At 58.9% G+C, this 11,280-nt stretch carries 18 protein-coding genes; 9 read left to right on the forward strand and 9 right to left on the reverse strand.

The window, feature by feature from the left end:
• The first annotated feature begins 49 nt into the window (after positions 1–49).
• Positions 50–364: a hypothetical protein gene (locus U0988_RS00565; RefSeq protein ID WP_322290709.1), complete on the forward strand. Its 315-nt coding sequence runs from the start codon at positions 50–52 to the stop codon at positions 362–364.
• Between the two features lie 58 nt (positions 365–422).
• On the opposite strand, the gene U0988_RS00570 is transcribed toward U0988_RS00565, so the two are convergent.
• Positions 423–1,685 carry a dipeptidase gene (locus tag U0988_RS00570; RefSeq protein ID WP_322290710.1) on the reverse strand — a complete coding sequence of 421 codons (1,263 nt, stop codon included), beginning with the start codon at positions 1,683–1,685 and terminating at the stop codon, positions 423–425.
• A gap of 191 nt (positions 1,686–1,876) precedes the next feature.
• Between U0988_RS00570 and U0988_RS00575 the strand changes: the two genes are divergently transcribed.
• Both U0988_RS00575 and U0988_RS00580 read left to right on the forward strand, forming a co-directional pair.
• Positions 1,877–2,164: a DUF427 domain-containing protein gene (locus U0988_RS00575; RefSeq protein WP_322290711.1), complete on the forward strand. Its 288-nt coding sequence runs from the start codon at positions 1,877–1,879 to the stop codon at positions 2,162–2,164.
• Entirely contained in the window at positions 2,161–2,565 is a 405-nt protein-coding gene (locus tag U0988_RS00580) for a DoxX family protein (protein ID WP_322290712.1), read from the forward strand. Before U0988_RS00575 ends, U0988_RS00580 begins: the two co-directional genes overlap by 4 nt.
• Before the next feature lie 32 nt (positions 2,566–2,597).
• On the opposite strand, the gene U0988_RS00585 is transcribed toward U0988_RS00580, so the two are convergent.
• Entirely contained in the window at positions 2,598–2,849 is a 252-nt protein-coding gene (locus tag U0988_RS00585; RefSeq protein WP_322290713.1) for an SWIB/MDM2 domain-containing protein, read from the reverse strand.
• Between the two features lie 61 nt (positions 2,850–2,910).
• The gene (locus tag U0988_RS00590) at positions 2,911–3,507 is read right to left on the reverse strand and encodes a YbhB/YbcL family Raf kinase inhibitor-like protein (RefSeq protein WP_322290714.1); all 597 of its coding nucleotides are present in this window, start codon (positions 3,505–3,507) and stop codon (positions 2,911–2,913) included.
• 255 nt (positions 3,508–3,762) lie between these two features.
• Between U0988_RS00590 and U0988_RS00595 the strand changes: the two genes are divergently transcribed.
• A complete protein-coding gene (locus U0988_RS00595) occupies positions 3,763–5,190 on the forward strand; it encodes a S41 family peptidase (RefSeq protein WP_322290715.1) in 1,428 nt (475 codons plus the stop codon).
• 29 nt (positions 5,191–5,219) lie between these two features.
• The gene (locus U0988_RS00600) at positions 5,220–5,582 is read left to right on the forward strand and encodes a DUF962 domain-containing protein (protein WP_322290716.1); all 363 of its coding nucleotides are present in this window, start codon (positions 5,220–5,222) and stop codon (positions 5,580–5,582) included.
• 12 nt (positions 5,583–5,594) lie between these two features.
• On the opposite strand, the gene U0988_RS00605 is transcribed toward U0988_RS00600, so the two are convergent.
• Positions 5,595–5,858, reverse strand: coding sequence for a hypothetical protein (locus tag U0988_RS00605; RefSeq protein WP_322290717.1), 264 nt, complete (start codon positions 5,856–5,858; stop codon positions 5,595–5,597).
• Positions 5,859–5,953: 95 nt separating this feature from the next.
• Positions 5,954–6,160, reverse strand: coding sequence for a cold-shock protein (locus U0988_RS00610; RefSeq protein ID WP_160601458.1), 207 nt, complete (start codon positions 6,158–6,160; stop codon positions 5,954–5,956).
• 275 nt (positions 6,161–6,435) lie between these two features.
• Here U0988_RS00610 and U0988_RS00615 point away from each other — a divergent pair, with 275 nt between their 5' ends.
• Positions 6,436–6,894 (forward strand): GFA family protein, encoded by a 459-nt coding sequence (locus U0988_RS00615; RefSeq protein ID WP_322290718.1) that lies wholly within the window; start codon positions 6,436–6,438, stop codon positions 6,892–6,894.
• Between the two features lie 2 nt (positions 6,895–6,896).
• Positions 6,897–7,220 carry an alkylphosphonate utilization protein gene (locus U0988_RS00620; RefSeq protein WP_322290719.1) on the forward strand — a complete coding sequence of 108 codons (324 nt, stop codon included), beginning with the start codon at positions 6,897–6,899 and terminating at the stop codon, positions 7,218–7,220.
• A 59-nt stretch (positions 7,221–7,279) separates the two neighbouring features.
• On the opposite strand, the gene U0988_RS00625 is transcribed toward U0988_RS00620, so the two are convergent.
• From U0988_RS00625 to U0988_RS00640, 4 genes are all read right to left on the reverse strand, one after another.
• Positions 7,280–7,855, reverse strand: a complete 576-nt coding sequence (locus tag U0988_RS00625) for a fasciclin domain-containing protein (protein WP_322290720.1) — start codon at positions 7,853–7,855, stop codon at positions 7,280–7,282.
• 178 nt (positions 7,856–8,033) lie between these two features.
• Positions 8,034–8,462 carry a hypothetical protein gene (locus U0988_RS00630; protein WP_322290721.1) on the reverse strand — a complete coding sequence of 143 codons (429 nt, stop codon included), beginning with the start codon at positions 8,460–8,462 and terminating at the stop codon, positions 8,034–8,036.
• A gap of 1 nt (position 8,463) precedes the next feature.
• Complete coding sequence (locus U0988_RS00635) at positions 8,464–8,619, reverse strand: hypothetical protein (protein WP_322290722.1); 156 nt, start codon at positions 8,617–8,619, stop codon at positions 8,464–8,466.
• Positions 8,620–8,749: 130 nt separating this feature from the next.
• Positions 8,750–9,148, reverse strand: coding sequence for a DUF6632 domain-containing protein (locus tag U0988_RS00640; protein ID WP_322290723.1), 399 nt, complete (start codon positions 9,146–9,148; stop codon positions 8,750–8,752).
• Between the two features lie 622 nt (positions 9,149–9,770).
• Here U0988_RS00640 and U0988_RS00645 point away from each other — a divergent pair.
• Entirely contained in the window at positions 9,771–10,274 is a 504-nt protein-coding gene (locus U0988_RS00645) for a hypothetical protein (RefSeq protein ID WP_322290724.1), read from the forward strand.
• On the forward strand, positions 10,271–11,280 hold a 1,010-nt coding region (locus U0988_RS00650), incomplete at its 3' end, for a hypothetical protein (RefSeq protein WP_322290725.1). The genes U0988_RS00645 and U0988_RS00650, both read left to right, overlap by 4 nt.

The following is an 11,280-nucleotide window of genomic DNA, read 5'->3' on the forward strand; positions in this document are numbered from 1 at the left end:
GCAGCATGGACAGGCCGCCTGTTGGCCGCTGAATAGGGGATACGATCTGATGGAACGCCGAGGGGATGAAACACATCTGGACACCGATGAAGCGCGCGGCGGTGAATCCACCGGCGTGATGCGCTGGGTGCTGGCGATCAGCCTGTTGCTGGCCATCGCACTTCTGTCGGCAATCTGGATGTTTGGTGCCTGGACGCAGGACGATGAGGGCAGCCGGGCGACCGTCAACGGAACGCAGCCGACGATTGAAGACGGTTCGTCGGATACCGACAGCATCGTCAGCGAAAATGCGGACGAGATCGATGCTGTGGAAGCGCAGCAGGTTCCTCCCGGACGGCTTGAGAACGAAACAACGCCTGAATAGAGCTAAAGCAGCGGTACATTAGCCACTTCCGAACCAAGCGCCGACTGAGAAAACTCTTCTATTCCGGCACCGGCGTTTCGATCGGTGCCATGTCGGTGACGCTCGCCGCATAGGCCTCTGCGCTGCGCATCACCCGCATCATGTTCCGAAACGAAATCTTTTCCAGATCCGCCTGAGAATATCCGCGCCGGGCAAGTTCGGCGAATAAGGCGGGATAGCCGCTGACGTCCTCCATTCCGACCGGACCGGTGGGCATCCCGTCGTAATCGCCGCCAATCCCGATGTGGTCGATCCCGGCCAGCCGCCGCACATGATCGATATGGTTCGCCATGTCGGCAATCGTCGCCAGCGGCACCGGGTTCGCTTCGTCCCATGCGGCCATCGCGCTGGTAACCGCTTCGGGCTGGCCCTGCCACAACGCGGTCAGCCGGGCCTGCTGCGCCTGGCGTTCCCCGAACCATTGCCGAGCGTCTTCGCTGAGAAAGCCGGGCAGGCCCACCACCATCACGATACCGCCGTTGCCCGGCATCCGCCGCAGCACGCTGTCGGGCACATTGCGTGCGTGACCGTTGACAGCCCGCGCACCGGAATGGCTGAAGATCACCGGTGCCGTGACCGTATCCAGCGCATCATGCATGGTGGCCTCGCTCACATGGCTGAGATCGACCAGCATTCCCAAACGGTTCATTTCCCGCACCACATCCCTGCCGAAATCGGTCAGGCCGTCATGCGCGGGCGCGTCCGTGGCGCTATCCGCCCAAGGGGTATTCTTCGAGTGGGTCAGCGTCATATAGCGCGCACCGATGGCGTACATCTGGCGCAGCACCGCCAGGCTCGATCCGATCGAATGGCCGCCCTCCATCCCGATCAGGCTGGCAATCTTGCCCTGCGCCATCGCCGCTTCGACCTCGTCCGCGGTCAGCGCCAGCGCAAGATCATCCGGATAGCGCCGGATCAGCCGGTGGGTCACGTCGATCTGCTCGATGGTCGCTTGCACCGCCTCGGGCTCTTCGAGATCGGCGGAGACATAGACAGACCAGAACTGCGCCCCGACCTTGCCCTCCTTCAGGCGCGCGAGATCGGTATGCATCGTGCGCCCTTCGGAATGTTCGGGGCCGGTGTCGGTGGTATCCTCGAAATCGAAATCCCCGATGACATTGCGCCACCGCCCCCGCAGCTGGATCGGGACATCGTTATGCCCGTCCCACACCGGCGCAGCCTCCAGCGCAGCCGCCGCAACTTCCTCCGGTGTCTGCCCTGCGGCAGGCCCGGTGTGCAGGGCGACAAGAGCAAGCGGCAGCAAGACGGCGCAATATTTCATGGCGATGATGGTTCCCTGAAGTGACGCCAGGATGATGCACGATTTTTCAAGGAATGCCAGCGACGAGCAAGGATGATTTTGCGCACAAACCCATGGACCGATTTGCATGCTGACGGCGGTGCGCGCTGTCGCAAACGCTTCTCCCATGTATAAGCACTGCTGGACGGGGCATGTTTTAAAGGAATTGTACGATGATGCAGGCAAAATGGAACGGGCAGGTCATCGCCCGGTCGGACGATACTGTAGTGGTCGAAGGCAATCATTACTTCCCGCTTGATGCAGTGGAGGACGGCGTGCTGGTAGAAAGCGCCACAACGTCCGTCTGTCCGTGGAAGGGCACGGCCAGTTATTACTCGGTCTCGGCGGGCGGTGATCTGAACAAGGACGCCGCGTGGTACTACCCCGATCCGAAGGAAAAGGCGGCCCACATCAAGGGCCGCGTCGCGTTCTGGAAGGGCGTGGAAGTCTCCGAGGCATGATCCGGACTGCCGCCATTGTGCTGCTGGCGGTGTTCTACGGCGTCGCTGGATATTTCCATCTGGCAAACCCGCCTCCGTTCCTGACGATTACCCCCTTGTGGGTGCCGTGGCCGGAAGCGGTGGTGCTGGGTACCGGGATTGCCGAACTGCTCGGCGCGGCGGGGCTGGTCCAGCCGTGGTCGAAGACACTGCGGCGGGCGGCGGGGATTGGGCTGGCGCTCTACGCACTGTGCGTGTGGCCGGCCAACATCAACCATTTTGCGATGGATATGGCGCGCGGCGATGGCGGAGCGGGTCTCGCCTATCATATACCCCGGATGATCGCGCAGCCCCTGATCATCTGGCTATCCCTGTGGGCGAGCGGAGCAACCGACTGGCCGTTCCGCTCGCGCAAGGTCTAAGGGCGCAGCGATTAACGCCGCGCCCGTAAAAATCAGGTGAGGTGCTTCGACACCGCAGCCGTCATCTTGAACATCGAAATCTGGTCCTTGCCGATGACCGGCGCCAGCTTGGCATCGGGATTGATCTGGCGCTTGTCCTTGCTGTCCTGCAGATTGTGAGCCTTGATGTACTCCCAGATCTTGGACGTCACCTGAGCGCGGGTCATCGGGCCCTTGCCGATCACGTTTTCAAGGTCACCCGAGAGAGTTACGGGTTTCTGTAGTGCGTTGTTCTTGCCAGCCATTTTATGTTCCTTTCATGTTGGCGTATTCGATCTGTATCCGGCAACTCACCATGCCGGCGTATCAGATATCCTCCTCATCCCACGCTTCGTCTTCTTCCTCATGCCGGGCGTAGGTCCCGGTAAGCACGGCAGCACCGATGACATGGCCGTTCATGGCCGCCACCAGCTCGTTCCGCGTTGCCCCTGGCATCAGGGTCAGCGGGAGATCGAGAGCGTAGAGCTGAAACACGTAGTCATGGGCTGCCTCCCCTTCCGGCGGATCGGGCAGCAGCCATTCCGAATTTTTCATGGCGTTCTTGCCCACGCGCGGCGGCACTTCGCCTTCCAGCAGCTTGCCCTTCTGGCCCGGAAGACCCCACACCAGCCAGTGGCAGGCCGGAACATCGCCCGGAGCATCCGGATCCTCGACGATCAGCACCAGTTCCTGGGTTCCTGGCGGAGGGGCGTTCCATTCCAGCGGCGGGGCAACCGCGTCTTCTTCCTGCGCGGTAAAGCTGGGGTCCAACTCCCCGCCATCGGCGAAGGCCGGGCTGGTGAGCGCAAAGCCCCCGCGCCCCAGTTCCCGCTCGCCCGCCATCGCTGCAACCGTCAGCTTGCCATGCCCGTCACGGACATTCTTCAGCGAGGATGCAAGCCAGGCAGGAACGGATTGAGGCATCGAAGACATTCTCCCTTGGCGGACTGCTCTAGGACGATTGGCGGCGAGCGGCGAGTGTTCAAGGCGCAAAATTCAGGGTTTTCCACTGGACCGAGACAAAATTAGGCCGAATTTCCATATCTTTCTATCCGTAAAGCTGAAAAATGGGGGTTCGGACTTGCTCACGACTCGTTCACGAGACATCGGCAAGACAGCAAAACGGGCCGCAGATTGTCGGCCGAGGCGTAGATTGGCGGGAGCAGACGGACTATGCGCATGGGTCGCACTTCATTCACCATCGGGCTGGTAGCGGCGCTGAGCGCCTGCGGCGGAGGCGGTTCCTCCAGCCCGGGTCCGATCGGCGGCGGCGGCACGCCGACCCCCACCCCCACAACTTCGGCGTGCTCGCTCGCCAACCGGCAGCAGTTCGTTCGCAATGTGCTGAATGAATGGTATCTGTTCCCGGACGAACTCGACACCAGCGTGAACCCGGCCAGTTTCAGCGACGTCCAGAGCTACATCGATGCTTTGGTCGCACCGGCGCGGGCCAGTTCCAAGGACCGGTTCTTCACCTTCATCACCTCGATTGCGGAGGAAAACGCATTCTTCGAATCCGGGTCCAGCGCCGGGTTCGGAATCCGCCTGGGGTATGATACCTCGGCCAACCGGGTGTTCGTGATCGAAGCGTTCGAAGGCGCTCCCGGCCTGCCCGCGGGGTTCGACCGCGGAGTCGAACTGCTGTCGGTCGGTACCAGCGCCGCAACTCTCCAGACCATATCCTCCCTGATGGCATCGGGCGGCCCGCAGGCCGTGATCAATGCGCTGGGGCCTTCTACTGTCGGCCTTACCCGGGTGTTCAGCATCCGCGAGACGAACGGAACGACGCGCCAGGTGAGCGTCACAAAAGCAGAATTTGAACTCGATCCGGTGTCCAACCGCTACGGCGCCAAGGTGATCAACGACGGGGGCAAACTGGTCGGCTATCTCAACCTGCGGACCTTCATCAGCACCGCCGACCCGGATTTGCGCGCTGCCTTCAACTCGTTCCGCACGCAGGGCGTGACCGAGGTGATCGTCGATTTCCGCTACAACGGCGGCGGACTGGTCAGCACCGCCGAACTGATGGGCGACCTGCTTGGCGCTGCCAATGTCGGGCAGGTGTTCAGCTTTACAACGCTGCGCGCATCCAAGGCGTCCGAGAACGAAACCGACCTGTTCGGTGCCCAGCCCGAGGCGATCGCTGCAACCAAGATTGCCTTCATCGGGCGCGGGGGGACAGCTTCGGCCAGCGAGTTGGTGACCAATGCCTTCATTCCCTATCTCAACAACAATATGGCGCTGGTGGGGGCGAATACCTTCGGTAAACCCGTCGGCCAGTTCGGCTTCGACCTGACTGCCTGCGATGACCGGTTACGCGCGGTTACCTTCAAGACGGAAAATGCCAACCGACAAGGCGAATATTTTACCGGATTGGCCTCTGTGGTGCCGAACACCTGCCGCGCAAATGACGATATCAGCGTGCAATTGGGCGATCCGGCAGAGGCATCCATAGCCGTCGCACTGGATTTCCTCGCAGGGCGTAGCTGCACACCGATAGCCGGGACCACCGGCGTACAAGGTGCGCAGGCCGTCGCTCCGGCGCGGATCCTGCTCCAGCCAGACAGTCCAACGCCTGCGCAGCGTGAAGTACCGGGATTGTTTTAAATTCGGCCGCTTTGGCGTAGAATCAGGCGATGACGCACCGCCAATTCACCAGCTTTGCCGAATTCTGGCCATTCTATCTGCGGGAACACAGCAAGCCGCAGACGCGGGCGTTGCATTATATCGGCACCACACTGGTTGTTGTGGTGGCGATCTATGCGCTGGTTACGGCGCAATACGGGTGGTTTGCGGCGATGCCATTGGCAGGGTATTTCTTCGCGTGGCTCGCGCATTTCACGGTCGAGAAAAACCGTCCGGCTACCTTTACCTATCCGCTATGGTCGCTCGCAGCGGATTTCAGGATGTGGTGGCTGTGGCTGACCGGTCGGATGGGCAAGGAATTGCGCATGGCCGGGATCACCCGAAGTGAAGCGGAGCATGGGCCGGAGCAATAGCTCCTGCCTGAATTATTCTGCAGGTTCGGTCGCTTCAATCGCAGCCGCGGCGGTGGCGCGCTGCTGGGCAGCCAGTGCTTCGGCTTCGCGCCGTTCGGCACGGGCCTTGTCGGCGATCTTGCGTTCGCGATCGGTTTCGCGGGCACGGTCAGCCATCTCGCGCCAGGCGGATTCGGACCGGAGCGCACGTTCGCGGACATTCGCAAGTGTGGCAGCCTGGGCTTCCTTGGCGGCAGCTTCGGCGCGTTCCTGGTAAAATTCGAAGGACTGGCTCATTCGGTACTTCCCGGGAAATTGGAGGTTTGGATTAGTCGATGTGAAACCGGGGGCAGCAGCGCTATGCCACCGCCCCCGGTTCCGACTGAATCCGATCAGGCGTTCGTCAGATTGACCGCGGAGGTCTTTCCGTTACGGCCGGTTTCCAGCTCGTAATTTACGCGTTGTTCTTTATCGAGCGTCTGCATTCCTGCAGCGTGCACAGCAGTAATATGGACGAAGGCGTCATCGCCGCCGTCTTCTGGCTGGATAAAGCCGAAGCCCTTGTCGGTATTGAAGAACTTGACTGTTCCGGTAGGCATAGTTGTTTCCCTTCGAGAAACGGAGTGTTCCCGCGCGCAGTATTGCAACGCGGAAGTGCTTTAGGTCGTTTCGAAAGAGGAAGTCGTCGCTGTTGGCCAAATGTTTCCAGATGACCGGTATCGTCGAAGTCCGTCGTGTTTTCGACGTCAGCCCGAAGGGCATAGCACATAAGGTTGGAAAAACATAATTCTAAAAGCAATCGGGGATTTGAACCATCTGACCGCCGGGCGTATGCTGGGTTCTTCCGACGTTCGCGCTGCAGAAGGAATGGACAATGGATGATCAGGAAACGGCAATCCCCTCCGCTGCCGGTCGCTGCCTGTGCGGCGCGGTCGGTATAGACCTGGCTGATGTCCGGCCGCAGGTGGAGGTGTGCCACTGCAGCATGTGCCGGCAATGGGGCGGCGCGCCGTTCATGGGCGTAAGCGCGGCATCCTTCGTCATTACCGGCCAGGACAATGTCTCGGTCCATCGTTCGTCCGAATGGGCAGAGCGCGCATTCTGCCGGGTCTGCGGCAGCAATCTGTACTACCGGTTCGTTCCCGCGGATCATTACAGTTTCTGCGCCGGGCTGTTCGACTTCGGCGAGGCCGTGCGCATGACGAAGCAGATTTTCGTGGACGAAAAGCCGTCCTTCTATGATTTTGCGCAGGATACGCCCATGCAGACCGCCAAGGAAGTCATCGCCGAAGCTGCGGCGGCTGGTTTTACATTTCCCGAACAGGCGGACTGATCATGACGAACTCGGCTAGTGGCGATGAAGAATACGTCTATGACGAGGCGAGCGGCGAATGGATGCCCGCCAGCGAACTCGCGGCTGCAACAGGAGCGCTGGACGGTTCGGACCTGACCGTGCGCGACGCGGTCGGAAATATTCTGGCGGACGGCGATCAGGTGACGCTGATCAAGGATCTGACCGTCAAAGGCGCCGGCCAGACCCTGAAACAGGGGACCGTAATCAAATCGATCCGGCTCACCGGCGATGCGCAGGAAATCGACTGCAAATACCCCGGAATAAAAGGCCTGGTGCTCCGCGCCGAATTCGTCCGCAAGCGCTAGCATGTAAAAAGGGGCCGCCCGAAGGCAGCCCCGATTTATCCTATTCGTCAAACTGGCGATCAGCTCGGCATTACGACCGTATCGATCACGTGGATCACACCGTTGGAGGCGTCCACATCGGTTGCGGTTACTGTCGAAGTGTTACCGGCGGCATCGGTCAGGATCACATTGGTACCGTCAACCTTGGCCGTCAGTGTCGCTCCGTTGACGGTCGTCAGTCCGGCGGTTCCGCCATTGTCCGAAATCATCTTCGTCAGCGCCTCTGCGCTCACATCGCCCGACACCACGTGATAGGTGAGGATGTCCGCGAGCGCCTGCTTGTTTTCAGGCTTTGTCAGATCGTCGAGCGTGCCGGCCGGAAGCTTGGCAAAGGCCGCGTCGTTGGGCGCGAATACGGTGAACGGCCCCGGTCCCGACAGGGTTGCGCCAAGATCCGCTGCATTCACCGCGGTCACGAGCGTGGCGAAGTCGGGATTTCCCGATGCAACATCGACGATCGTACCGGTTTCGGTTGCGGTCATGTCGTCGGCCATCGCCGTCTGATCAGGCATCGTATCGGTTTCCGCAGGCTCCTGCCCGCAGGCCGCAAGCGACAAAGCTGCAGCAGAAGCGAGCATCAAGGGGATGTTTCTCATGGAGAATAGCCTCGTGTAAATTTTGCAGGATGTGCGATCACATTCACGTATCGCATAACCAGATACGTGTTCGGTGGCAGAACGGATGCACTACCCGGATTGTTCCCCCTGAATTTCGATGCGGCGACGGGGCGGCGTCATGCTGCGGCAGATCGACTGGTCCCGGCCTGCGCAAGCGTCACGGGCTCTCGGAGCCGCTGAAAGGCTGCCGGTCGGTCCAGCCGCAGCCTTCGCGAACTTCGCCGTCGATGCTCAGCGTGACGGTGAACGGATAGACCCGGTCGGACATGCCGTCGCTGCACTTCCCCGGTGTCACTGTCATGTCGAACGCGGCGGTGCCTAGCGTGCCGGAGAGGCCAAGACCGTGATTCCCGGCGAAACGTTTGACCGTGAAAGTCTCTCCATCGATGTTCTCGGGTGTTGAGTAGGTCAGCATGGCACCCTCGACCCGCCCTCCCCAGAACGGTTCGGTCCCGGTGAAGCGGATCACCTCGTCCGCGGCGATGCCATCAAACCTTGGAGCAGCAGCCTGCTCCGCCCCGTTCTGGCACGCCGAGAGCAATGCCAGAGCGATGCCGGCGGCGAGCGAGGGTCGGATCACCATCATGTCAGCCCGGCTTCCTGGCCTTGTGCTCGGCGATCAGCGCATCGATTTGCGCGATTCGCTGCCGCTCCGGCGTGTCTCTCGCCAGCCCCTTGAGGCGGCAGGTCGCCCACAGGCTCTTGCGTTCCGATTCGAGGTTCTTGAGGTAGAGATCAGCCATAATCGCGGTCCATTTCGCCGTCCGGATAATGCGTCGAGGCCGGTCCGGCAACCCAGCTTGCCGGACTGGCCTCGCGATTGTCAGCAGGGTCTCCCCCTATCGCGTGACCTTTTTAGGGCCGCCGCCTTTGCTACCCCCTCGCCGCCGCGACCTTGCCCGGTGCCCCCCGCGTCAGCACGCCGAGCACTGCCGCCACCAGCAGCAACGCGGGCACGTCGCCCAGCAGGTGGCCCATGTGCATCGGATCGCTGAACGACTGGACGGCCATGATCGCCGCATGGACGATGCTGGACCAGATGGTGAACTGGATCAGCGAACCGTGCGCCGCCGGATTGGCCGCCGCGCGGATCAGGAACACGCCCAGCGTGAAATAGATGCCCACGATCATCATGTAATATTGCGAGGAATGCGGCACCCCTTCGTGCCACGCCCAGCCCGACGGCCACACCACCGCCAGCGGATAGATCAGGCAGAATATCAGCCCGAACACGAACAATGCGACCTGCAGAAAAGTGTATTTGCCCAGCATCACTACGCTCCTTCCAGAAGCGACCCCGCGTGGTAGCTACGCCCTTTCCCCGGCAAGGGCAAACTAGGCCGAGGGCGGCTCCCTGGCGCTTGCCCTCCATCGCGGCCATGGTGACAAAGGTGACACTTCCAACATTTGCTGTCCGGGGCCGGAACCGGTTCTGTGCCGAGGGTGTGCGAGGGGCCGGGTGACAGCTTTGGGCTTCTGGGGAAAATAAAATACTGCAAGCCCGCGCCAACCGGTGATTTGACGCTTGCGGTGAACGCACGGCGCGCAGACGCACCGCGCGCCGAGGCCGCAAGGCCAGAAGCGCGTCCGGTCGTCCCGGTGTCGGAGGTCCTGTAAATCATGGCGCCTGCGCTATCACGGCGATGCGATGTAGGAAAACGGCACCGGTCAGAGCCGGGTTGACAATCAGAGTTCATCGCGCTGTTCGCAAACCTATAGAATTGCGCATATTGTCGCCAGGATGCTCAAAGTTTTAACGTCACGCCAGATATAACTTGAGAAGACCGAATATTTTCGCCAGCTTCAATTGGGTTGAGTTCACTAACCTAAGACACGCTTTCTCGCTGTTAGTCGCGTAATGAAATTACAAAAAATTTAAAAGGCAGGCAGTCAGTTGCACAAAGACTTTCTGGGAATCGGCAACCCTAAGAAAATTGCCGGAATTTTGCATGGGTTAATTGACCCTGATCAAATAGAACTGATCCATGTACAACAAAAGCTACATGCTCAAGGCATGTTTAATCTCGGGCTCTCTCACTTCCGTTTTGGGAGAAAGCTCAATGCCGTACACTGGCGACAAAGAATTTCGAGATTTTACTACGGTGCGTATAATAGCTCAAAATCGATACGATATTTGGTGAATGGAGTACACTCAACAGATTCATCAGACCATCAGAAGATTGGAGATCTGCCTGACGATTTTCCAAGTCAGCAAACTTACAAGGCGCGCCTAAAGGAGTTGAGAGAAGATCGAAACACATGTGATTATAATCATGAGGCAAAAGCCCGCGACTTATTTATTTCACAGACAGAAGCCGAGCAAATGACGGGTGCCTTTCTGCGAGAGGCTGTGGTGTATCTCAATGCACGCGGATTGACCTTGAGGAGCAATTTATGACCATCGGCAACACCATGCTCCTGGAGATCAAGAGGCAGTTCGAAGAAAAGTCCGGACTAGCCGGGCTTGATCACGAGTTCAAAGAGACGTCAGGCGGCGAAGCAATCGTCATATTTTTGAGCTGTCCGACGGAGCGACTATTTGAGATTCTCAACTCAGCTACAAGGAGCGTCGTTGGTGATCTAGATGACTCTATGATCGCAACGCTCAAGCCGACAGCGAGGGACAGGATTGTTGAAGGACCAGAAGTTCGCCTGCTGCTTAAACTTCTTTCCGAAAGCCAGACCGTAAATAGGTATAGTTTTGGTGCTGAGTTGTTTTCTCGTTACACGCCAACAGTTTCTGGTGCCGAAGCGCAAATCGTCTCGAAGGCAAATCATATTGTGTTTGGGCGGCGGGGTGCAGGCAAATCCATGCTGCTCCTCTACAGCATGACTCTTAGAGAAAGAAAAAAGCTTCCTTCAGTTTGGTTGGACTTTCAGACTTACTCAGGACGAATCGATCCTGACGTGATTGCTGACATCCTTATCGACCTCATAGCTGAGATCGAAGCAAAGTTCGGCCAAAATGTTCGTCTCGCGGCGATTCAAAAACTGATTGAGAATTGCGAACCTAAAGCGTCTGAGTTTAAAAAACTCACTCCGAAATTGCGACGTGAAATCGGGAAGTTATCGATCGAAGATGAGCTTTTTGTTTATTTGGATGATCTTCATCTCCTCGGACGTGATATTCAAGCGCAGGTCCTGGATATTTTTTATTCTGTTTCACGAGGTAATAAAGTATTTTTAAAAATTAGCGCAATTGAAAATCTTACGAGAACTTATGATCCAACCGAACGCGTTGGTTTGGAACTCCCTCATGATGCACAAGCGATACATCTCGACTATAATTTGACGACACCGGAAAAAACAACGGAGCACATCGAAGGTATCCTTGATGCGCACGCTCAGTTTGCCGGAATCGCCAGCATCAGACGGCTTTGTGGGTCAACAGATGTGCTCTCACG

The organism is Allopontixanthobacter sp. (genome assembly GCF_034376665.1).
Lineage (GTDB): Bacteria > Pseudomonadota > Alphaproteobacteria > Sphingomonadales > Sphingomonadaceae > Allopontixanthobacter.